The organism is Dietzia sp. E1 (genome assembly GCF_014145015.1).
Classification (GTDB): domain Bacteria; phylum Actinomycetota; class Actinomycetes; order Mycobacteriales; family Mycobacteriaceae; genus Dietzia; species Dietzia cinnamea_A.
In genome coordinates, this window is record NZ_JAALDU010000010.1 from 1 (window position 1) to 21,545 (window position 21,545).

Consider the following 21,545-nt stretch of genomic DNA (forward strand, 5'->3'; position numbering starts at 1 on the left):
CGCTCGACCTGTCCGAGGCACTCGACGCGGTGTCCGAGGGCGTCATGGCCGGCTACTCGCCCGAGCAGTCGATGCGCGAGTTCCTGCGCTCCGGCGGCCGCGACCACACCGGGCTCGACGAGCTCGCCGGGCGCGTCCACCGCCGGCGGCGTGAACTGCTGAAGCGCCACCGACTGGGCGGCACCCTCGACGAGGTGTCCAAGCTGCTCGACGAGGCGCTGCTCGCCGAACGCGGGCAGCTCGCCCGCGACACCGAGATGGACCCCATGGACCGCACCCTGCGGGAGATGACCATCGAGAACCTCCCCGACAGCCCGGCGGCCGCGGTGGGGGAACTCAGAGACTATGACTGGGCCTCGCCCGACGCCCGCGAGGCGTACAAGCGGATCCAGGACCTGCTGGGTGCCGAGGCCCTCGACGCGCGGTTCGCCGGCATGAAGCAGGCGCTGGAGAACACCACCGACGCCGACCGGGCGGCGGTGTCCGAGATGCTCTCCGACCTCACCGACCTGCTGGACAAGCACGCCCGCGGGGAGGACACCGACGAGGACTTCCGCGAGTTCATGGACAAACACGGTGATGCGTTCCCCGAGCAGCCGCAGAACGTCGACGAGCTCATCGACACCCTCGCCAAGCGCTCGGCCGCAGCGCAGCGGATGATGCGCTCGATGACCCCGGAGCAGCGGGAGGAGCTCATGGCCCTGTCGCAGCAGGCGTTCGGCTCCCCCGAGCTCTCCGAGCAGCTCGGCAGACTCGACGGATTGCTGCAGACACTGCGACCCGGGGAGAACTGGGACGGCTCCGAGGACTTCGAGGGCTCCGAGGGGCTGGGCATGTCCGAGGGGACGGCCGCGATGGCCGAACTCGGCGACCTCGACCGCCTGGCCGAGCAGCTGTCCCGCAGCGACCGGTCGCCGCTGTCCGAACTGGATCTGGAGGCCGTCGCCCGCACCCTCGGCCGCGAGGCGGCGGTGTCCGTTCAGACCCTGGCCCGTCTCGAGCAGGCCATGCGGGACTCGGGCTACCTCAGCCGCCGGTCGGACGGCGACCTGCGACTGTCCCCGGCCGCGCTCCGCAAACTGGGCAGGTCGCTGCTGCGGGACGCCGCCCGCCGGCTGTCCGGCCGCTCGGGCGCGCGGGAGACCCGCGCATCGGGGGCGGCGGGCGACCAGACGGGGTCGAGCCGGGCGTGGGAGTTCGGCGACGTCGAGTCGTGGGACGTGCCGCGGACGATCGGCAACGCGATCTCCCGCATCGCCGCCGAGGGCGGTGACCCCGCCGGCGGGGTCCGGCTCCTGCCCGAGGACATCGAGGTCCGCGAGACCGAGGCCCGGACGCAGGCCGCGGTCGCGCTGCTCGTGGACACCTCGTTCTCCATGGCGATGGAGGGCCGCTGGGTGCCGATGAAACGCACCGCGCTCGCCCTGCATCATCTGGTGAGCACCCGCTTCCGGCAGGACCGGCTCCAGCTCATCTCGTTCGGGCGGTTCGCCCAGTCCCGCACGATCGAGTCACTGTTGTCTCTGGACGCCCAGTACGAGGCCGGGACGAACCTGCACCACGCGCTGCTCCTGGCGGGGCGCTTCTTCCGCGAGCACCCGACCATGCAACCGGTCCTGCTCATCGTCACCGACGGCGAACCCACCGCGCACCTGCTCAGTGGCGGCGAACCCTGGTTCGCCTACCCGCCGGACCCGGACACCATCCGCACGACCGTCGACGAACTCGACAGGGTCGCCCGGTTCGGCGCGCAGACCACGTTCTTCCGCCTGGGCGCGGACCCCGGCCTCTCGCGGTTCCTCGACGCGCTGGCACGGCGGGTCGAGGGCACCGTGGTGGCGCCGGAAGTCGACGACCTCGGGGCCGCCGTGGTGGGGCGGTTCCTGCACACACGCCGCGGCCGCCCGGGCTCCGGTGACGCGTGGAACGCGGGCGGCCGCTGGGCCGTGTGACCCCTCTCAGGGCATCGGCGCGCCGACCTCGCCGGAGTCCCGGCGCAGGACACGCAGCGAGTCCACGGCGGCCACCTCGGTGAACTGCCCGGACTCCAGGGCACGGCAGTAGATCTCGTACGGCGGGCGACCGCCGTCCTCGGGGTTCGGGAACACGTCGTGGATGAGCAGCGCTCCGCCGATCTTCACCCACGGGGCCCAGCCGGAGTAGTCGGCCTGCGCGGCCTCGGAGGAGTGGCCGCCGTCGATGAAGACGAACGACGCGGGAGTGCCCCACACCCGGGCGACCTGCCGGGAGCTGCCCACCGCGGCGGTCACCACCTCGTCCAGACCCGCGTCCCACATGGTGTGACGGAACGCGACCAGGGTCTCCAGGCGCCCGGTGTGCGGGTCGACGAGCGAGGTGTCGTGGTACTCCCAGCCCGGCTGGTGCTCCTCGGACCCGCGGTGGTGGTCGACGGTGACGATGCTGCCGCCGGTCACGCGCGCGGCCGCGCCGAGGAACACCGTCGAGCGGCCGCAGTAGGTGCCGATCTCCACGCCCACGCCGTCGCCCAGGTACTCGCAGGCGATCTCGTAGAGAGTCGTGCCCTCCTCCAGTGGCATGAAGCCGGGGGCCGCGAGTGCGACGGCGAGCAGCGAGGGTTCGATCTCGGGTGCGGTCATGACAGTCAACCTAGCGCCCACCCCTCAGCCCTCGGCGCGGCGGGCGGCCTTGCGGGCGCGCGCGACGTGGGGACCCACCACGTTGCCCAGTTTGGTGCCGTTGGGCCAGCCCGCGTAGTAGCAGAGGAAGAGCACGATCTCCTCGAGCTCCTCCGGGGTCAACTCACCGTTGCCCAGCGCGGCGCCCACCTGGATGTCGGCGACGTCGGTGTTGCCCTGCGCCGTGAGCGCACCCAGCAGCAGCAGGCGGCGGTCGCGGTGCGTCAGGCCGGGGCGGGACCAGATCCGCCCGAAGAGGTGGTCGGCCGTCTCCGCGAAGTAGTCACCCGGCCCGTCGGACATCTCGAAGCCGTACACCTCGGTCATCATGGCCAGTCCGTGCGCGCGTTCCGGGCTCATCCCGGTGTCTGCGGCCTCGCTCATCTACAACTCCTCGTCGTCGTCATCGTGGTCCTCGCGCTCTCCTGTACGGGCACCGGCGGCCGCGCGCGCGATCTCGCCCGGTCCCACGCCGAACCCGGAGCCCAGGTCCCGCAGGGCGATGTCCCCGAGCGGCAGATCCACGCCCAGGCGGTCACCCAGCGCCAACGCCAGGGCCAGGTCCTTCTCGCCCAGCGCCCGGACGTGGGTGAACACGCCGTGCCAGAAGTCGTCGGGGGCGATCGGCGCGGTCGTCTCGCGGAGCATCACCGCGCCGGCGCCGCCGGTGATGGCGTCGGTGTGGCGCACCACGCGTCCCAGCTTGGCGATGTCGATGCCGGCGGCCTCGGCCAGCCGGGACGCCTCGGCGGTCGCGGTGAAGGAGATGAAGTGCAGGAGGTTCCGCGCGAGCTTCATCCTCGTGCCCGCTCCCACCTCGCCGGCGTGCACAGGCATCCCCGCCCACAGCGCGAAGGCCGGCTTGCACGCCTCGTAGACCTCCCTCGGTCCACCGACCATCACCGCCAGCTGACCGGACTCCGCGCCCTGCGCGCCACCCGAGACCGGCGCGTCCACCAGGTGCACGCCGCTCGCCGCGCAGAGCTCGGCCAGCTCCACGGCCGTGGAGTCGGAGATGGTGGAGTGCACGGCGATCACGGTGCCGGGCGCGGCCGTCCGCAGGATCCCGTCCGGGCCGTCGACGACCTCGCGGACCTGGGCGTCGTCGAGCACCGTCACGGACACGAGCCGCGCCGTACGCGCGACCTCGGCGCCGGTCGCGACCGCGGTGGCACCCTCGGCGACGAACGGCTCGGTCGCCTCGGCGCGGACGTCACACACCACCAGGCCGCCGGGCCAGGCCAGGAGGCGCTTGGCGATGGGCGCGCCCATGTTGCCCAGGCCGATGAAGCCGACCGGGGCGGGGGAGTCGTCGGGCAGACCGGGGCCGATCGGTGCGGAGTCGGGGTGCCCGCTCATGCCGGCCGGGTCGCTCGGGGCAGGATGCTCGCTCATGACCGGATGCTCGCTCACGATCTAATAACCTGTCCGCCGTCGACGTTGAAGATCTGCCCGGTGATCCACGACGCCTCGTCCGACAGCAGGAACAGCAGCATGCCCACCAGGTCCTGCGGCTGGCCCATGCGCTTGAGGGGCAACTTGTCGACCATCTCCTTGACCATCGACTGGGGCGTCGACGAGCGGTTGGCCTCGGTGTCGATCGGGCCGGGAGCGATCGCGTTGATCCGGATGTTGGAGCCGCCGAGTTCGGTGGCCAGCTGCTGCGTGAGGCCGTTGACGCCGACCTTGGCCAGGCCGTAGAAGCCGGAGTACAACCACGCCGCGGTGGAGGACTGATTGACGATAGCGCCGCCACCGGCGGCGGCCATCTTCTCCCAGCACGCGCGGACCATGAGCAACTGCCCGTTGAGATTCACGGACATGAACTTCTCGTAGTAGTCCCACGGGACGGTGATGAGGAAGTCGAGCTTCATCCCGCCGAAGATCGCGGCGTTGTTGACCAGGAGGTCGAGTTGGCCGAACCTGTCGACGGCGGCCTGCGCGCACGCGTTCGCCGAGTCCGGGTCGGAGACATCGGTGTGCTGGAAGAACGCCTGGCCGCCGGCATCGGTGATCTCGGCGGCGACGCGCTCGCCGCCGTCGGCCGCGACGTCGGCCACCACCACGTTCGCGCCCTCGGCGGCCAGCGCCTTGGCGTACTCCTCCCCGATGCCGCCGGCGGCCCCGGTCACGATGGCGGTCTTCCCGTCGAAACGTCCCATGTCGTCTGTGTCTCTTCCTGTAGGTGGTGTGCGGTGGTGGCCGGTCAGGCCGGGGTGGCGACGGACTTGATCTCGAGGTACTCCTCGAAGCCCTCGCGCCCCATCTCGCGGCCGATGCCGGACTGCTTGTAGCCGCCGAAGGGCACGTCGGCGCCGTACCACTGCCCGCCGTTGACCCCGAGCGTCCCGGTGCGGATGCCGGCGACGACCTTCTCGACACGCTCGGGGTCCGTGCCCCACACCGCGCCGGACAGGCCGTAGGGCGAGTCGTTGGCGATCCGGATCGCGTCGTCGTCACCGTCGTGGGGGATGACGACCAGGACGGGGCCGAAGATCTCCTCCTGCGCCACGCGAGCAGAGTTGTCGAGGCCGGAGATGAGCGTGGGCTCGACCCAGAAGCCGCGGGCCTTGTCGGGGTCGGAGGGGCGGCCGCCGCCGGTCTCGATGGTCCCGCCCTCCTGCCTGGCCAGCTCGATGTAGCCCTCGACGCGCTCACGCTGCGCGGCGGAGATGACCGGGCCGCAGAACGCGCCGGGGTCGTTCGGGTCCTTCGGGGCGAACGAGGCCATGGCCCCCTTGGCGGCCTCGATCGCCTCGTCGTACCTGGCCCGCGGCACGACGAGCCGGGTGGTGAGCGCGCACCCCTGGCCGGCGTGGGTGCAGGCGTTGAGGGCGGTCATGAAGCAGGCGGTTCCGAGGTCGGCGTCATCGAGCACGACCGACGCCGACTTCCCGCCGAGCTCGAGGAAGACCTTCTTCAGCGTCTCGGCGGCGGCCGCCATGATCTTCTTGCCGGTCGCCGTGGAGCCGGTGAAGGAGATGAGGTCGACCCTCGGGTCCTCGACCAGCTGCGCGCCGAGCCCGTGGTCGGTGCCGGTGACCACGTTGAGCACGCCGGCGGGGATGTCCGTGCGCTCGGCGGCGATCCGGGCCACCGCGGCCGCGATGAGCGGGGTGTCCGGCGCGGGCTTGAGGACTACCGTGCAGCCGGCGGCCAGGGCAGGGCCGACCTTGGCGAGATTGATCTGATTGGGGAAGTTCCACGGTGTGATGGCGCCGACCACACCGATCGCCTCGCGGCGGGTGGACCGGTTCGAGCGCACGCCCATGATCTCGGACTCGCCCAGCTCGGTGACCCACTGGTACGAGTCCACGAGGTCGGCCAGCCAACCGAGGTCCGCCACGGGGCCCTCGAGCTGCGGGCCGGCGGTGAACATCCGGGGCGCGCCGACCTCGGCGATGGTCAGCGCCCGCAGCTCCTCGATCTGGTCCTGCAACGCGTCGCGCAGTTGGCGCAGGCACCGCGCGCGGAACGCGTGGTCGGTGGACCAGTCGGTGGCGTCGAAGGCGGTCCGCGCGGCGGCGATGGCCGCGTCCATGTCCTCGCGTCCCGCGTCCGCGGCCCGGCCGATGACCTCTTCGGTGGCCGGGTTGAGCACGTCGAACGAGGCGCCGCTGGTGGCGGGGCGGAGCTCGCCGCCGATGAGGAGGGGGGCGGTGTCGGTGATGCTCGTCGTCACGGTGAGCCTTCCGTCGGGATGAGTGGTCGTCGGTCGGGTGGACAGCTGTCTAGACGGTAGTCCGGCGGTGGTGTATTGTCCAGACACATGTCCAGTGATCTCCGGTTCGAATCGACGCGGCGCAGGCTCAACGGCCAGCAGGCCGAGACCGTCGACCGTCTCACCACCGCGGCGGTCGAAGTGCTGCGCGAGAAGGGCCCGGGGGGCCTGGCCGTGCGCGGTGTCGCCGCCAGGGCGGGGGTCGCCCCGGCGACCGCGTACACCTACTTCTCCTCCAAGGGCCATCTCATCGCGGAGGTGTTCTGGCGGCGGCTGAGCGAGCACGTGACCGAGCGACCCGAGGGCGGCTCCACCGCCGACAGGGTGGTCGCCGTCCTGCGCGACGTGGCGCTGCTCCTAGCCGACGAGCCCGAGCTGTCGTCGGCGGTCACCGCCGCGCTGTTAGGTGACGACCCGGAGGTGTCCCACCTGCGCATCCGGATCGGCGCGGACATCCGCCGTCGCCTCGTGGCGGCGCTGGGGGAGGAGAACGACGACGAGGTCGTCAGTGCGCTGGAGATGGTCTACGCCGGCGCACTCGTCCGGGCGGGGATGGGCTACGGCTCCTACTCGGACATGGCAGACGCGATCGAATCCGCAGCTCGACTGATCCTGAGGTGACACCGGCCATGACCACCAGCGCTCCCGCCCCACTCGTGTTCAGCCCGTACGACTACGCGGTCCACGAGGACCCGTATCCGTACTACGCCCGTCTCCGCGCCGAGGCGCCCGTCTACCACAACCCGGAGCTGGGTTTCTGGGCCCTGAGCAGGCACTCCGACGTGCGGGAGGCGTTCCGGGCGCCGGACGTGTTCTCCAACGCCAAGGGCGTCTCATTGGACCCGGCGGCCTACGGTCCGCACGCCTACAAGACGATGTCCTTCCTCGCGATGGACGATCCGCGGCACGCCCGGCTGCGAAAGCTCGTGAGCAAGGGGTTCACCTCCCGCCGCGTCGACGCGCTGTCGGATCAGATCGCGGCCATCTCGCGCCAGTACTGGGACGAGTGTCTGGCACGGTCCCGCGACGGTGAGGCGTTCGACTTCGTCGACGACTACGCGGGCAAGCTGCCCATGGACGTCATCTCGGACCTCATGGGGGTCCCGGAGGCCGACCGCGCCGAGCTGCGCCGCCTGGCCGATCTGGTCATGCACCGCGAGGAGGGCGTCGAGGACGTTCCGCAAGAGTCCATGGTCGCCGCGCTCGACCTGATCACCTACTACCAGGGCATGGTCGCCGAGCGTCGGCGGGTGCGGACCGAGGACCTCACCTCCGCGTTGCTGGACGCCGAGATCGACGGCGAGAAGCTCGACGAGGACGAGATCCTGTCCTTCCTCTTCCTCATGGTGGTCGCCGGGAACGAGACCACCACCAAGCTGCTGGCCAACGCGCTGTTCTGGGGCCACGAGAACCCGGATCAGTCGCGCGCGGTGCTCGACGACCCCGAGCTCGCCCCGGCCTGGGTGGAGGAGACGCTGCGGTTCGACACCTCCAGCCAACTGGTCCTGCGCACCACGACGCAGGAGACCACCGTCCGGGGCGTGACGATCCCCGCCGACCAGAAGGTGCTGCTGCTCATCGGCTCCGCCAACCGCGACGAGGAGGTGTTCGAGCGCGGCGACACGTTCGACCTGGCCCGCGACACCTCGGCGAGTCTGAGTTTCGGGCAGGGTCCGCACTTCTGCCTGGGTGCGCACCTGGCCCGCCTCGAGGGGCGCATCGCGCTCGACATGATCTCGCGGTCGATCACCGGATACGAACTGCTACCGGGTGCCCAGCGTGTGCACTCCTCCAACGTCCGCGGGTTCGCCCACCTGCCGATGCGCGTCGAGGTGGCCCGGCGATGAGTCTGAGGTTCCCGCCCCACCCCGAGGCCGCGGGCCGGCCCGCGCTGGTCACCGGGGCCTCGTCGGGCATCGGCCGAGCGTCCGCCGAGGCCCTCGCGGCACTAGGCCACCCGGTCGTCGTCGGCGCGCGTCGCGCCGACCGTCTCGACGACCTCGTCCGGTCCATCCGCGAGGCCGGCGGTGAGGCCACAGCGGTCGCGGTGGACGTCACCGACGCCGACTCCGTCGCCGGGTTCGTCAGCGCGGCCACCGACGCCTACGGGGACCCCGAGGTGCTGGTGTCCAGCGCCGGGACGCTCAAGATGGCCCGGGTCTGGGAGCTGTCCCCGGAGGACTTCGCCGCCCAGGTGGACATCCACCTTCTCGCCGTCCACCGCCTGCTGCACGCCGTGCTGCCCGGCATGATCGGGCGCCGCCGCGGGGACGTCGTGCTCATAGGCTCCGACGTCGCCTACACCGCCCGGCCTCGTTCGGGCGCGTACGTGGCCGCCAAGGCCGGCCTGGAGACGATGGCCAAGCAGGCCCGCCGGGAACTCGAGGGCACGGGCGTCCGGCTCGGCGTCGTCCGGCCGGGCCCGACGATGACCGAGATGGGCACCGAGTTCGACCAGGACACCGCCGAGGCCGTCATCAACGAATGGGTCAGGCACGGATTCGGTCGACACCCAAGGATGTGCAAGCCCGCCGACCTCGCCAGGGGAGTCACCGCCATGGTGTCGATGCCCCGAGGCGCCCAAGTCACCGAGCTGGAGATCCAGCCGGAAGCCCCCATCGAGGAGGACTACTCGTGACCAGCACAGAGAACCCGGTCGACTTCTCGACCCTGAAAGAGCCGACCCGTGTGTCCGGGGGCGAGGGCGAACTCGGCCCACATGGACGAACTCCGCACCGACCCCATCAGCCTGTTCTGGCGCGTCCGGGAGGAATGCGGTGAGCTGGGGATCTTCCGGATCGCCGACCGCGACATCTGCCTCGCCTCCGGGGCCGCCGCGAACGAGGCGTTCTTCCGCGCGCCGGACGAATCGCTGGACCAGGCCGCCGCCTACCCGTTCATGACGCCGGTGTTCGGTGAGGGCGTCGTGTTCGACGCCAGCCCGGAACGTCGGTCGGAGATGCTCCACAACACCGCCCTCCGCGGGGAGCACATGCGGCAGCACGCCGTCACCATCCCGCGTGAGGTCGAGCGGATGGTCGCGGACTGGGGCGACGAGGGCGAGATCGACCTGCTCGAGTGGTTCTCCGAGCTGACCATCTACACCTCGTCGGCGTGCCTCATCGGGCCGAAGTTCCGCGAACAGCTCGACGCCCGGTTCGCGCATCTGTACCACGATCTCGAGCAGGGGACCGACCCGCACGCGTATATCGATCCGTACGCGGACATCGAGTCCTTCCGGCGACGGGACGCCGCCCGCGAGGGCCTGGTGGAGCTCGTCTCGGCGATCATGGACGAGCGGATCGCGAACCCGCCTGCCGACAAGGAGGACCGGGACCTCCTCGACGTGCTGGTGTCGATCAAGGACGAGGACGGCACCCACCGGTTCACCCCGAACGAGGTGACCGGGATCTTCATCTCGATGATGTTCGCCGGACACCACACCACGTCGGGCACCAGCGCCTGGATGCTCATCGAGCTCCTGCGCCACCCGGAGTACATGCAGCAGGTCCTCGCCGAACTCGACGAGATCTACGCCGACGGCGCCGAGTACAGCTTCGGCGCCCTCCGTCAGATGCCGAAGGTCGAGAACGCGCTCAAGGAGACTTTGCGGCTGCACCCGCCGCTGATCATCCTCATGCGGGTCGCGCAGGAGGACGTCAAGATCGACGACTTCGTGGTCCGCGCCGGCCAGACCGTCGCCGCCTCACCGGCGGTGTCCAACAGGCTCCCGGAGGACTTCCCGGACGCCGATTCCTTCGACCCGGACCGCTACGCCGAGCCGCGGCAGGAGGACATCGTCAATCGCTGGACGTGGATCCCCTTCGGCGCCGGTCGGCACCGCTGCGTGGGTGCGGCGTTCGCGCAGCTGCAGATCAAGGCGATCTTCTCGGTGCTGCTGCGGGAGTACGAATTTGAGCTCGCGCAGCCCGAGGAGAGCTACCACAACGACCACTCGAAGATGGTCGTCCAGCTGGCCCAGCCCTGCAAGGTCCGCTACCGGAAGCGGGTGCTGTGATGCGGGTGGAGGTCGACTTCGACCTGTGCCAGGGCCACGCCGAATGCCAGGCCGAGGCCCCGGACTGGTTCACCGTCGGCAAGGGCGCAGAAGCCAAGGCGCGCGCGAAGCGGGGCGAGATCCCCGAGGACCAGATCGACGCGGTCAGAGACGCCGTGAAGTACTGCCCGACCCAGGCCCTGCGCCTGGTCGGGGACTGACCGCCCCTGAAGCAGAACCTCAACCAGAACATCCGGCGACGAGACCCCGGACCGGCGAACGCCGGACCCGGGCCCTCCGGAACCGCACACCCAGGAGTGAGTGACGTGACCCGTTTTGACCGCGCCGAGATCGCCGAGTTCGTCGACCGATGGATCGAGGCCAACGCCGAATGCGAGCGCAACAGGGACTGGAAGCCGCTCGCGGACTTCTTCGCGGAGGACGCGACCTATGGCTGGAACTACGGCACCAAGGACGACTTCATGGCCGTGGGGCGCGACGAGATCCGCGACATCGCCCTCGGTCAGGAGATGGAGGGGCTCGACGGCTGGGAGTATCCGTACATCCGCACGATCATCGATCCCGAGACCGGCGACGTGCTGTGTCTGTGGAAGCAGATCGCCCGTGACACCGTCGACCCGAAGACCGGCGAGCCCTACGAGGTGCACGGCCTGGGTGGCTCCTGGTTCCTCTACAACGGCAACCAGCAGTGGGCCTGGCAGCGCGACTTCTTCGACTTCGGCAACGTCGTGGACCTGATGATGCGCATGTACGAGGCGGACGCGTTGACCCCGTCCATGAAGAAGCGCTTCGAGGGCGCCGGGGGCAAGCCGGCCGGATGGTACCGCATCGAGGACAGCCCGGCCCCGCTGTGGCCGGTCTCGGCCCCGGACGAGGTCTGAGTCCCATGTCGTCGACGCCCACGCCGCCGCCGGAGCCCGCAGCGCGTCCCGATCCGCTCGAGGCCCTGTCCCACTCGACACTCGCCCGGCTCTTGCCGGACCTGCTCCTCATCGGACAACTCATCGACCGGGCCGGGATGCCGGCCCTCCTCGGCGAGTTCGGCGTCGACGGCATGCGCGACGTCGCGATCGAGGAGTGGCAGGCCGCCAGCCCGCACTACGCGAAGCGGATGAAAGAGGCGCTGTCCATCACCGGCGACGGGGTCGCCGAGATCTTCAAGGGGTTCCAGCTCGACGTGGGCGCCCCGCCCGAGTTCATGGACTTCCGCTATTCCGTGAGCGACCACGACAACGGTGAGTTCTGGCTCGACCACTGCGGCGCGCTCATGGACGTCGAGCCGATGGGGGACCGTTTGGTCACGACGATGTGTCACGACATCGAGGACCCCACGTTCCCCGCCACGGCCCTGGCGACCAACCCGCTGGCCGTGGTCGAGCCGATCCATCGTCCGCCCCGCAGTCCCGAGGGCCGGACGCCGCACTGCCACTGGCGGGTGCGGATAGATCCCGACGGGGAGCCGTTCCCGTTTCCTGAACCGGCGGTGGAGTCGGCGTCGAGCCGCGTGGTCGGGTTCCGGTTCGACCCGCCGGCACCCCGCGACACCACGGGGGAGGGCGACCGCGATGACTACGCCGGGCCGCTGCTCAGCGACCTGGTCTTCACGGAGTTCACCTCCGCGGCACTCATCAGGATCATCCGCGAGGTGTACCTCCAGATGCACCTGCTCGCCGTGGGATTCCACCAGTCGGTCCGGCGCCGCTCGGACGCCGAGGTCGCCGACCGATTGCTCGCCTACCAGGCCACCGGGATCGCCGGTGTCGCCGCGGGCCGGATCCGGGACGTCCTGGGTGTCGCCGCGGACGCCCCGGGTCTCGCGGCGGTTCTCGACGTGCACCCGCTCGCCGGCCCCACCGCCTACACCGGGTACTCGTCCGAGGTGTCCGCCGACGGCGCCGAGCTGACCGTCCGGTGGGACACGGCCGCGGACGGGTTCGCCGACGACACCTGGCTACCCCTGCTCGCCCGCGACGGACTCCGGCCGCTCGCCGCCGCGGCCCAGGCAGTGGACCCGCACTGGACGGTCGAGCGCGTCCCCGCCGACGGCTCGCGTGTCGAGGCCGTCCTGCGGAGGGGGGACCGGCCCGCAGAGGAGTCCGAGGAGGTGGCCGTGACCCGCGTCAGCACCGGCGCGGCCTTCGACTTCGGCCCCAGGCGGAACGCACTGCCCATCACCCCCGTCTGAGCCCGACCCGCCGTCACACCCCGGAGGACCAGTCATGGCACACAACTTCGCAGACCTCTTCGAACACGCGGCGGACGCGTACGGAAGCGACCGTCTGGCGGTGGTCGAGGGCGAGCGCCGTCTCACCTACGCCGACCTGGACGCCGAGGCCAACCGGTGGGCCGACGTCCTCGCCTCCCGCGGGGTCGGTGCGGGGGCACACGTGGCGATCCACCTGCGCAACGGCCTCGACTGCATCGCGCTCTTCCTCGGCGTCCTCAAGCTCCGCGCGGTCCCCATCAGCATCAACTACCGCTACGCGGGATCCGAACTGCGGTACCTCTACGACTACTCGGACGCGTGCGCGCTGGTCTTCCACCGCGAGTTCGCGCCGGCCGTGGCGGCGGCAGCAGACGGTCTGGAGACGCTGCAGCTCCTCATCGCGGTGGACGACGGCTCCGAAACCGGAGACCTGCCAGACGGTGCGCTCGACGCCAGGGAGGCCCTCGCGGCGGCCTCCCCGGAGCGGGTCCCGGTCGACCGCAGCGCCGACGACCTGTTCCTGGTCTTCACCGGCGGCACCACCGGGAAGCCGAAGGGGGTGATGTGGCGCCAGGAGGACCTGTGGCGCAGCCTGGCCGGTGGCGCCGACTACTACACCGGCGAGCCGGTGCCCGACGAGTACCACCAGTCCCGCTCCGGACTGGGCGGTGACCCGGCGCGCTACCTCGTGCTGCTGCCGCTCATCCACACCTCCGGGCTCATGCCCAGCTTCACGGCCTTGTTCTCCGGCGGTACGTGTCACTACCTGCCGCACTTCCGGGCCGCGGACGTCCTGGAGGAGATCGTCAGCGAGAAGATCCAGATCGTGATCGTCGCCGGCGACGCCATGGTGCGGCCGATGCTCGCGCACATGCGCGAGACCGGCGTGGACACCTCGAGCGTGTTCATGTTCAGCTCCGGGGCCGCGCTGTTCTCCCCGTCGGTCAAGGCCGAGCTGCTCGAGCTGCGTCCCGATCTCATGATCATGGACGCGTTCGGGTCGTCCGAGAGCGGTTTCGGCGGGCTGGGGGTCGCGACCAAGGCCAACCTGGACGACGGTTCGCTGTTCGCCGACCGCGGTCCCCGCATCCCGCGGGGCGCCAACCTGCAGCTGGTCGACGACTTCGACGAGCCGCTGCCCGACGACTCCACGGAGATCGGGTGGATCGTCAAGTCCGGCTACCAGCCCAGCGGCTACTACAAGGACGAGGCCAAGTCCGCCGAGACCTTCCGCGAGATCGCGGGCAGCCGGCGGGTCTTCACGGGGGACCGGGGCCGGTACGACGGCCCGGACAGCATCATCATGCTCGGCCGCGGCAGCCAGGTCATCAACTCCGGCGGGGAGAAGATCTTCGCCGAAGAGGTCGAGTCCGCGCTCAAGGCCGCCCAGGGTGTGCAGGACGCGGTGGCACTTGGAGTGCCCGACGAGCGATTCGGGCACCGTGTCGGTGCCGTGATCGAGTGGGCCGAGGGGCACGTCGGGGACTTCGACGCCCTCGAGCAGGCCCTGCGCGCGTCACTGGCGGGTTTCAAGATCCCCGTCGCCTTCTGGGTGGTCGAGAAGATCGAGCGTCACCCCAGCAGCAAGACCGACTACGGCTGGGCCAAACGGGTCCTCGCCGACCGCGACCCTGACCATGATCGCCGCGCCGACACGGTGGGCTCGCGGTCATGACGCGAGAGGGCGGCCGGGCCCCGGGGCCCCGGCTGGACGGCCGGGCCGTCGCCGTCACCGGCTCCTCCCGGGGGATCGGTGCCGCGGTGGCCGAAGACCTCGCCGCCCGCGGCGCGGACGTGGTGCTCAACGGACGGGACGCGACGGCGCTGGCCGAGCAGGTCGACGACCTCTCCGAGCGACCGACCGGCCGGATCGCAGGGGTGGTCGGACCCGCGCACGAGCCCGAGGTCGCCGAGGAGATGCTCGCGCGCGCCCGCGAGGGGGAGTCGGTCGTCCGCGGACTCATCACCTGCGCCGGGGTGGCCGAACCCGCCGGTTCCTCGATCCTCACGGTCTCCCACTCCGAGTTCGCCGACCTCATGGACGCCCACCTCGGGACCGTGTTCGCCCCGTGCCGGGTGTTCGCCCCGCACCTGGTGGAGGCGGGATCGGGAGCGATCGTCACCACGTCGTCGTTCGCGTGGAAGGGGGACTACGGCGGCACCGGCTACCCGGCCGGCAAAGGCGCGGTGACGTCGCTGACCATGGCGATGGCCGCGGAACTGGCCGAGCACGGGATCCGGGCCAACGTCGTCTGCCCGGGCGCCCGGACACGATTGTCCAGCGGTGACGGCTACGAGGAGCAGATCCGCGAGCTCGGGCGACGGGGCATGCTCGACGAGCTCAGCGTGGCCGGCGCGCTCGACCCGGCGGGGCCCGAGTACGTGGCACCCCTCTACACCTATCTGGTCTCGGAGCTGTCCGACGGCGTCACCGGGGGCGTGTTCGCCGGATCCGGTGGGTTCATCGGCCGGTTCCCGACCCCTGAGGCGCAGATCCTCGCGTACCGCGACTACCACGACAACCCACCGTGGACGCCGGAGGAGATCGACGGCCTCGTCCGGACGTGAGCACCGTCGGTGCGTGCCCGTCGCGCGCCCGCCGGAACTGCGTGGCGGGCGCCGCGCTCACCTCGTCGTCGCCGTCAGCGCAGCGCCTCCTCGCGGAACTCGCCCGGGAAGTCCACCGACGGGCCGTTGTCGACCTCGGCCCTGCGCAGCTCGACGCGCCGGATCTTGCCCGAGATGGTCTTGGGCAGGTCCGTGAACTGCAGCCGGCGGATCCGCTTGTAGCCGGCCAGGTGGGTGCGCGAGTACTCGAAGATCTCCCGCGCCGTGTCCTCGTTCGGCTCCCAGTCCCCGGCCAGGACGACGAACGCCTTGGGCACGCTCAAGCGCACCGGGTCGGGGGAGGGAACGACTGCCGCCTCGGCCACGGCCGGGTGCTCGAGCAGCACCGACTCGAGCTCGAAGGGCGAGATCCGGTAGTCCGAGGACTTGAAGACGTCGTCGGTGCGGCCCACGTAGGTGATGTAGCCGTCCGCGTCCCGGGAGCCCACGTCGCCCGTGTGGTAGAAACCGTCGGCGTACGCGGCGGCGGTCCGCTCGGGGTCGCCGTGGTAGCCGACCATCAGGCCGAGCGGCCGCGGGTCGAGGCGCAGGCAGATCTCACCTTCGGCCCCGTCGCCGGTGACCTCCTGCCCCGTGGCCGGGTCCACCAGCGCCACCTCGAAGCCCGGGCACGGCCGCCCCATGGAGCCGTCCTTGATGGGCTGGCCGGGGGTGTTGGCGATCTGCACGGTGGTCTCGGTCTGGCCGAAGCCGTCGCGGATGGTCACGCCCCACGCGTCGCGGACGCGGCCGATCACCTCGGGGTTGAGCGGCTCACCGGCACCCACCGCGAGGCGCGGCGGGACCTGCAGCTGGGTGAGGTCAGCCTGGATGAGCATGCGCCACACGGTCGGTGGGCAGCACAGGCTGGTCACTCCGCAGCGGTCCATCTCGCGCATCATCGCCGTCGCGTCGAAGCGGGAGTAGTTGTAGATGAACACGCACGAGCCGGCGATCCACGGGGTGAAGACGTTGGACCAGGCGTGCTTGGCCCAGCCGGGCGAGGAGACGTTGAGGTGGACGTCGCCGGGCTGCAGGCCGATCCAGTACATGGTCGACAGGTGACCGGCGGGGTACGAGGCGTGCGTGTGCTCGACGAGCTTGGGCTTGCTGGTGGTGCCGGAGGTGAAGTACAGCAGCAGGGTGTCGTCGGCGTGCGTGGTGTGGCTGGGCTCGAAGTCGGGGGAGGCGTCCATCGCACCGGCCAGATCGATCCAGCCCTCGGGTGCGCCGCCGGCGGCGCCACTCACGTCGGCCCCGCCGACGGGGCCACTCACGTCGGCCCCGCCGACGGAGATGCGCTGGTAGTCGCCGGAGATGGCGGAGAACCGGTCGGCCAGTTCGGCGCGGGCGATCACGTGCTTGATGCCACCGCGGGCGATCCGGTCGCGCAGGTCACCCTCGGCCAGCAGGGTGGTCGCGGGGATGACGACGGCGCCGAGCTTGATCACGGCGAGCATGACGTCCCACAGCTCCACCTGGTTGGCGAGCATGAGCAGGATGCGGTCGCCGGGCTCCACCCCGTGGTCGCGGAGCCAGTTGGCGGTGCGGTCGGAACGGATGCGCATCTCGTCGAACGAGTACTTGGCCTCGGTGGGTGCGCCGCCACCGTCGTGCTCCTCGACGATCCACAGCGCGGGATCGTCGTTGCCCTCGGCCTGGACGTCGAACCAGTTCAGCGCCCAGTTCCACTCGTCGAGCTCGGGCCAGGCGAAACCGTCCCGGGCCCCCTCGTAGTCCTGCGCGTGGGCCTGGAGGAAGTCGCGGGCGGCGCGGAACCGGACGGTGGCCTCGGTGGGCAGCGGGGACATGGGTACTCCTGTCGACGGACGTGCCAGTTGGGTAGTGAGTCAGCTCACAGTAGGTCCGTCGTCCGCGGTGGCGGTACACCCGAAAGGGGAGGGTGCGAGCCCGGGTGGCGCCCCGATATGGATTACTAGGAGTTGCAAGTATAGGGTGATGGACATCACGGGAGAGGGGTCCGCGGCCGCCCGGCCGCGACGACCCCGCTGACGAAGGGACGGTCATGTCGGATCTCAGGCAGGTCGAGCACTACATCAACGGCGCGCGCGTCGCGGCCACGGGCGGTCGCACCCAGGAGGTGCTCAACCCGAGCACGGGGAAGGCGCAGGCGGTCGTGCCGCTGGCCACGACGGCCGAGGTCGACGACGTCATCGCCAAGGCCGCCGCCGCGCAGAAGGCGTGGGCTGCGCAGAACCCGCAGAAGCGCGCCCGCGTGCTCATGCGGTTCGTCGACCTGGTCAACCAGAACATGCAGGAGCTCGCGGAGCTGCTGGCGATCGAGCACGGCAAGACGACCCCGGACGCGAAGGGCGACATCCAGCGCGGCCTCGAGGTCATCGAGTTCGCGATCGGCATCCCGCACCTGCTCAAGGGTGAGTACACCGAGAACGCCGGCACCGGCGTGGACGTCTATTCCATGCGCCAGCCGCTCGGCGTGGTCGCCGGCATCACGCCGTTCAACTTCCCGGCCATGATCCCGCTGTGGAAGGCCGGCCCGGCCATCGCGTGCGGCAACGCGTTCGTCCTCAAGCCCTCCGAGCGCGACCCGTCGGTGCCGGTCCGCCTCGCGGAGCTGTTCACCGAGGCCGGTCTGCCGGACGGCATCTTCCAGGTGGTGCACGGCGACAAGGAGGCCGTGGACGCCATCCTGAACAACGACACGATCCAGGCGGTGGGCTTCGTCGGCTCGACCCCGATCGCGCAGTACATCTACGAGAACGCGGCCCGCACGGGCAAGCGCGCGCAGTGCTTCGGTGGCGCCAAGAACCACGCGATCATCATGCCGGACGCCGACATGGACCAGGTCGCTGACGCCCTCGTCGGGGCCGGTTTCGGCTCGGCCGGTGAGCGCTGCATGGCCATCTCGGTGGCCGTGCCGGTCGGCGAGGGCACCGCCGAGAAGCTGATCGAGAAGCTCCTGCCCAAGGTCAAGGAGCTGAAGGTCGGCCACAGCCACGACCCGCAGTCCGACTACGGCCCGCTGGTGACCCCGGAGTCCAAGGAGCGCGTGCTGGACTACATCTCCCAGGGCGCCGATGCGGGCGCGGAGGTGCTCGTCGACGGCCGCGGCGTGGGCGCCTACACGGACTCCTTCAACGGCGAGGACATCTCGGGCGGCTACTTCGTCGGGCCGACGCTGCTGGACAAGGTCACGACCGACATGAGCGTGTACACCGACGAGATCTTCGGCCCGGTGCTGTCCATCGTCCACACCAAGGACTTCGAGGAGGCCCTCGCGCTGCCCAGCGACCACGAGTACGGCAACGGCGTGGCCATCTTCACCCGTGACGGTGACGCGGCCCGCGAGTTCGTCTCCCGCGTCGAGGTGGGCATGGTCGGCGTCAACGTGCCGATCCCGGTGCCGATCGCGTACCACACCTTCGGCGGCTGGAAGAAGTCCGGCTTCGGCGACCTCAACCAGCACGGCCCGGAGTCGATCAAGTTCTACTCCAAGGTCAAGACGGTCACGCAGCGGTGGCCCTCGGGGATCAAGGACGGCGCCGAGTTCGTCATCCCCACGATGGACTGACGCCTACCGGGCGTAGGAGAGGAACTTCGATGTTCACGCTTGATGACGACGACAAGGTCATCGTCGACGCCGCACGCGACTTCTCGGACAAGCGGGTCGGGCCCATGGCGCAGGAGTGGGACGAGACCCACCACTTCCCCAAGGACGTCCTGCGCGAGGCCGCCGGGATGGGCATGGGCGCGATCTATGTCTCGGAGGATGTCGGGGGCAGCGGGATGCGTCGCCTGGACGGTGTCCGCATCTTCGAGCAGCTCGCGCGGGGGTGTCCGTCGGTGGCGGCGTACCTGTCGATCCACAACATGTGCGTGTGGATGGTCGACGAGTTCGGCACGGACGAGCAGCGGCAGGAGTGGATCCCGCGGCTGGCCTCGATGAAGCTGTTCGCGAGCTACTGCCTGACCGAGCCGGGCGCCGGTTCGGACGCGGCGGCGCTGCGGACGAAGGCGGTGCGGGACGGCGACCACTACGTGCTCACCGGGACCAAGCAGTTCATCTCCGGTGGCGGGCAGTCGGACGTCTACCTCGTCATGGCGCGGACCGGGGACGCCGGCCCCAAGGGCATCTCGGCGTTCCTGGTCCCCGCGGACTCCGAGGGGCTGAGCTTCGGCGCGGACGAGCGGAAGATGGGCTGGAACGCGCAGCCCACCGCGCAGGTGATCATGGAGGGCGTGCGCGTGCCGGCCGCCAACCTCATCGGCGGCGCGGACTCCGGCGGGGAGGGGCTGGGCTTCACCATCGCCATGCGCGGACTCAACGGCGGCCGCATCAACATCGCGGCCTGTTCGCTGGGCGGCGCGCAGGAGGCCTATGCGCGGGCCGTCGCCCACGTCCGGGACCGCGAGGCGTTCGGTGGGGCGCTCATCGACGAGCCGACCATCCGTTTCACCCTCGCGGAGCTGGCCACCGAGCTGGAGGCCAGCCGGCTGATGTTGTGGCGGGCTGCGGCGGCGCTGGACGCCAAGGAGCCCGACCACGTCGAACTGTGCGCCATGGCCAAGCTGTTCGTCACCGACCGCTGCTTCGATATCGCGGACCGGTCACTGCAGCTGTTCGGCGGTTACGGATATCTATCCGAGTACGGAATCGAGAAGATCGTGCGGGATCTGCGGGTCCACCGCATCCTTGAGGGCACGAACGAGATCATGCGGGTCGTCGTCGGCCGGGCCGTCGCCACTCGCGGACTGGGAGCGTAGTAGATGAGCAACGTGGACACGAGCAAGCCGACCGTGGCGTTCCTCGGGCTGGGCAACATGGGCGGGCCGATGGCCGCCAATCTGGTCGGGGCGGGTCACGAGGTCCGCGGTTTCGATCCGGTCGAGGCCGCGCAGCAGACCGCCCGTGAGGCCGGGGTGACGGTGTGCGGGTCGCCGGCCGAGGCGGTGCGCGGCGCGGCCGTGGTCATCACGATGCTGCCCAACGGTGAGCTGGTGACCTCGACCTACGCTGACGTGCTCGGTTCCGCCGAGTCGGGCACGCTGTTCATCGACTCGTCCACCATCTCGGTCGACGACGCCCGCGCGGTCCACGAGCAGGCGGTGGCGGCCGGGATGCTCCAGGTGGACGCCCCCGTCTCGGGCGGGGTCAAGGGCGCCACCGCCGGCACCCTGGCGTTCATGGTCGGTGGCGAGGACGAGGCGTTCGCGGCCGCGCAGCCGGTCCTCGAGCCGATGGCGGGCAAGGTGATCCACTGCGGCGGCGCCGGTGCGGGCCAGGCCGCGAAGGTCTGCAACAACATGGTCCTGGCCGTGCACCAGATCGCGATCGGTGAGGCGTTCGTCCTGGCCGAGCGGCTGGGGCTCGAGCACCAGGCGCTGTTCGACGTCGTCACCGGCGCGACCGGGAACAGCTGGGCGCTGCACACCAACTGCCCGGTGCCCGGCCCGGTCCCGACCTCTCCGGCGAACAACGAGTTCAAGCCCGGCTTCGCCACCGCACTGATGAACAAGGATCTGGGCCTGGCGCTGGCCGCGCTGGAGAGCACCGGGACCGTGGCGCCGCTCGGCGCGGCGGCCGCGGCACTGTACGACGAGTTCGCGCAGGACAACGGCGACAAGGACTTCAGTGCGATCATCACCAGCATCCGCGACTCCGCGCGGAGCTGACCCGTCAGTACGAGGAGAGTTGCCATGACCACCCTCCGGCCGAGTGATTCGGACGCCGTCCTGGGCGCGCTGCGCAGGGCCCGACAGGAATCCGGGCTCCCGATCGTCTTCGCGGGGGAGGGGAACGGCGAGACCGCGCAGCTCAGCCGGTTCATCGGTGCCCGGACCACCTCCATGCAGGGTCTGCAGGTGGCCAAGGGGCGCGGGCTCGGCGGTCACGTCATGGCGTCCGGGCGCCCCGCGACGGTCCGCGACTACGAGGACTGCTCCGGGATCACCCGGCACTACGCCGAGGCGGTGGGCCAGGAGGGCCTGCGGGCCATCATCTCGGTGCCGGTGATGGTCTCCGGGGTCGCCCGCACGATCCTCTACGGCTCGGCGCGCGTGGCCACGCAGCTCGGCGACCACGTGACGAGGACCTTCAACTCGGTGGCCGCCGAGCTGGCCTCGGAGTTCCGGGTCCGCGACGAGGTCGACCGTCGCCTGCGCATGGCCGACGTCGCCGCCGCCGAGCACACCGTCGGCCTCGAGGCCTCGGATCGTGAGCAGCTGCGGGTGCTGCACGGCGAGCTGCGCGCGATCGCCGCGGAGTTGGGCGACCCGGCCCTGCGGGACAGGCTGCTGGCCGCCGGGTCGGCTCTCGCCGGGGTCGGGCGCTCGCCTGACGTCGGCGAGGTGCCG

At 70.7% G+C, this 21,545-nt stretch carries 19 protein-coding genes and 1 pseudogene; 14 read left to right on the forward strand and 6 right to left on the reverse strand.

Annotation, left to right across the window (positions count from 1 at the left end; all coding sequences use genetic code 11):
- A partial coding sequence (locus G6030_RS00385; protein ID WP_182641840.1) for a VWA domain-containing protein occupies positions 1–1,952 on the forward strand: 1,952 nt, incomplete at its 5' end.
- A gap of 6 nt (positions 1,953–1,958) precedes the next feature.
- Here G6030_RS00385 and G6030_RS00390 read toward each other — a convergent pair.
- Genes G6030_RS00390 through G6030_RS00410 form a run of 5 tightly spaced genes read right to left on the reverse strand, consistent with a single transcriptional unit; the run spans position 1,959 to position 6,339 of the window.
- The gene (locus G6030_RS00390) at positions 1,959–2,618 is read right to left on the reverse strand and encodes a class I SAM-dependent methyltransferase (protein WP_007631668.1); all 660 of its coding nucleotides are present in this window, start codon (positions 2,616–2,618) and stop codon (positions 1,959–1,961) included.
- A 24-nt stretch (positions 2,619–2,642) separates the two neighbouring features.
- A complete protein-coding gene (locus G6030_RS00395; RefSeq protein ID WP_007631666.1) occupies positions 2,643–3,041 on the reverse strand; it encodes a carboxymuconolactone decarboxylase family protein in 399 nt (132 codons plus the stop codon).
- Positions 3,042–4,052, reverse strand: a complete 1,011-nt coding sequence (locus G6030_RS00400; protein WP_182641841.1) for an NAD(P)-dependent oxidoreductase — start codon at positions 4,050–4,052, stop codon at positions 3,042–3,044. It abuts the gene before it with no gap.
- Positions 4,053–4,066: 14 nt separating this feature from the next.
- Positions 4,067–4,819, reverse strand: a complete 753-nt coding sequence (locus G6030_RS00405) for an SDR family oxidoreductase (RefSeq protein WP_007631663.1) — start codon at positions 4,817–4,819, stop codon at positions 4,067–4,069.
- Between the two features lie 44 nt (positions 4,820–4,863).
- Positions 4,864–6,339 carry an aldehyde dehydrogenase gene (locus tag G6030_RS00410; RefSeq protein WP_007631662.1) on the reverse strand — a complete coding sequence of 492 codons (1,476 nt, stop codon included), beginning with the start codon at positions 6,337–6,339 and terminating at the stop codon, positions 4,864–4,866.
- Between the two features lie 87 nt (positions 6,340–6,426).
- On the opposite strand from G6030_RS00410, the gene G6030_RS00415 reads away from it, so the two are divergent.
- The 9 genes and pseudogenes from G6030_RS00415 to G6030_RS00455 all read left to right on the forward strand — a co-directional run bounded on the left by G6030_RS00415 (position 6,427) and on the right by G6030_RS00455 (position 15,170).
- Positions 6,427–6,999 (forward strand): TetR/AcrR family transcriptional regulator, encoded by a 573-nt coding sequence (locus G6030_RS00415; RefSeq protein ID WP_007631660.1) that lies wholly within the window; start codon positions 6,427–6,429, stop codon positions 6,997–6,999.
- Positions 7,000–7,007: 8 nt separating this feature from the next.
- Entirely contained in the window at positions 7,008–8,225 is a 1,218-nt protein-coding gene (locus tag G6030_RS00420) for a cytochrome P450 (protein WP_182641842.1), read from the forward strand.
- Positions 8,222–9,016, forward strand: coding sequence for an SDR family oxidoreductase (locus tag G6030_RS00425; protein WP_182641843.1), 795 nt, complete (start codon positions 8,222–8,224; stop codon positions 9,014–9,016). The genes G6030_RS00420 and G6030_RS00425 overlap by 4 nt, the downstream gene beginning before the upstream one ends.
- A pseudogene (locus G6030_RS00430) lies at positions 9,013–10,396 on the forward strand (cytochrome P450). The gene G6030_RS00425 and the pseudogene G6030_RS00430 overlap by 4 nt, the downstream one beginning before the upstream one ends.
- Positions 10,396–10,596, forward strand: coding sequence for a ferredoxin (locus G6030_RS00435; protein WP_043568100.1), 201 nt, complete (start codon positions 10,396–10,398; stop codon positions 10,594–10,596). The pseudogene G6030_RS00430 and the gene G6030_RS00435 overlap by 1 nt, the downstream one beginning before the upstream one ends.
- Positions 10,597–10,701: 105 nt before the next feature.
- Complete coding sequence (locus G6030_RS00440; protein WP_007631645.1) at positions 10,702–11,277, forward strand: nuclear transport factor 2 family protein; 576 nt, start codon at positions 10,702–10,704, stop codon at positions 11,275–11,277.
- Positions 11,278–11,282: 5 nt separating this feature from the next.
- Positions 11,283–12,581 (forward strand): hypothetical protein, encoded by a 1,299-nt coding sequence (locus G6030_RS00445; protein WP_182641845.1) that lies wholly within the window; start codon positions 11,283–11,285, stop codon positions 12,579–12,581.
- Positions 12,582–12,615: 34 nt separating this feature from the next.
- Complete coding sequence (locus G6030_RS00450) at positions 12,616–14,277, forward strand: AMP-binding protein (protein WP_007631643.1); 1,662 nt, start codon at positions 12,616–12,618, stop codon at positions 14,275–14,277.
- Complete coding sequence (locus G6030_RS00455; protein ID WP_182641846.1) at positions 14,274–15,170, forward strand: SDR family oxidoreductase; 897 nt, start codon at positions 14,274–14,276, stop codon at positions 15,168–15,170. The genes G6030_RS00450 and G6030_RS00455 overlap by 4 nt, the downstream gene beginning before the upstream one ends.
- 74 nt (positions 15,171–15,244) lie before the next feature.
- Here the strand turns inward: G6030_RS00455 and G6030_RS00460 are convergent, their stop codons facing one another.
- A complete protein-coding gene (locus G6030_RS00460) occupies positions 15,245–17,020 on the reverse strand; it encodes an AMP-binding protein (protein ID WP_007631641.1) in 1,776 nt (591 codons plus the stop codon).
- 215 nt (positions 17,021–17,235) lie between these two features.
- Between G6030_RS00460 and G6030_RS00465 the strand changes: the two genes are divergently transcribed.
- The 4 genes from G6030_RS00465 to G6030_RS00480 form a co-directional block, all read left to right on the forward strand.
- Positions 17,236–18,762 carry a CoA-acylating methylmalonate-semialdehyde dehydrogenase gene (locus G6030_RS00465; RefSeq protein ID WP_182641847.1) on the forward strand — a complete coding sequence of 509 codons (1,527 nt, stop codon included), beginning with the start codon at positions 17,236–17,238 and terminating at the stop codon, positions 18,760–18,762.
- Between the two features lie 29 nt (positions 18,763–18,791).
- A complete protein-coding gene (locus tag G6030_RS00470; RefSeq protein ID WP_182641848.1) occupies positions 18,792–19,955 on the forward strand; it encodes an acyl-CoA dehydrogenase family protein in 1,164 nt (387 codons plus the stop codon).
- Between the two features lie 3 nt (positions 19,956–19,958).
- Positions 19,959–20,864: a 3-hydroxyisobutyrate dehydrogenase gene (mmsB, locus tag G6030_RS00475; protein ID WP_182641849.1), complete on the forward strand. Its 906-nt coding sequence runs from the start codon at positions 19,959–19,961 to the stop codon at positions 20,862–20,864.
- Positions 20,865–20,888: 24 nt separating this feature from the next.
- A partial coding sequence (locus G6030_RS00480; protein WP_182641850.1) for a GAF domain-containing protein occupies positions 20,889–21,545 on the forward strand: 657 nt, incomplete at its 3' end.

Excerpts from the sequence above, each read along its gene's own strand:
- G6030_RS00390 (WP_007631668.1), bottom strand. The coding sequence starts at position 2,618 with ATGACCGCACCCGAGATCGAACCCTCGCTGCTCGCCGTCGCACTCGCG.
- G6030_RS00395 (WP_007631666.1), bottom strand. The coding sequence starts at position 3,041 with ATGAGCGAGGCCGCAGACACCGGGATGAGCCCGGAACGCGCGCACGGA.
- G6030_RS00400 (WP_182641841.1), bottom strand. The coding sequence starts at position 4,052 with ATGAGCGAGCATCCTGCCCCGAGCGACCCGGCCGGCATGAGCGGGCAC.
- G6030_RS00405 (WP_007631663.1), bottom strand. The coding sequence starts at position 4,819 with ATGGGACGTTTCGACGGGAAGACCGCCATCGTGACCGGGGCCGCCGGC.
- G6030_RS00415 (WP_007631660.1), top strand. The coding sequence starts at position 6,427 with ATGTCCAGTGATCTCCGGTTCGAATCGACGCGGCGCAGGCTCAACGGC.
- G6030_RS00420 (WP_182641842.1), top strand. The coding sequence starts at position 7,008 with ATGACCACCAGCGCTCCCGCCCCACTCGTGTTCAGCCCGTACGACTAC.
- G6030_RS00425 (WP_182641843.1), top strand. The coding sequence starts at position 8,222 with ATGAGTCTGAGGTTCCCGCCCCACCCCGAGGCCGCGGGCCGGCCCGCG.
- G6030_RS00435 (WP_043568100.1), top strand. The coding sequence starts at position 10,396 with ATGCGGGTGGAGGTCGACTTCGACCTGTGCCAGGGCCACGCCGAATGC.
- G6030_RS00445 (WP_182641845.1), top strand. The coding sequence starts at position 11,283 with ATGTCGTCGACGCCCACGCCGCCGCCGGAGCCCGCAGCGCGTCCCGAT.
- G6030_RS00450 (WP_007631643.1), top strand. The coding sequence starts at position 12,616 with ATGGCACACAACTTCGCAGACCTCTTCGAACACGCGGCGGACGCGTAC.
- G6030_RS00455 (WP_182641846.1), top strand. The coding sequence starts at position 14,274 with ATGACGCGAGAGGGCGGCCGGGCCCCGGGGCCCCGGCTGGACGGCCGG.
- G6030_RS00460 (WP_007631641.1), bottom strand. The coding sequence starts at position 17,020 with ATGTCCCCGCTGCCCACCGAGGCCACCGTCCGGTTCCGCGCCGCCCGC.
- G6030_RS00465 (WP_182641847.1), top strand. The coding sequence starts at position 17,236 with ATGTCGGATCTCAGGCAGGTCGAGCACTACATCAACGGCGCGCGCGTC.
- G6030_RS00470 (WP_182641848.1), top strand. The coding sequence starts at position 18,792 with ATGTTCACGCTTGATGACGACGACAAGGTCATCGTCGACGCCGCACGC.
- mmsB (WP_182641849.1), top strand. The coding sequence starts at position 19,959 with ATGAGCAACGTGGACACGAGCAAGCCGACCGTGGCGTTCCTCGGGCTG.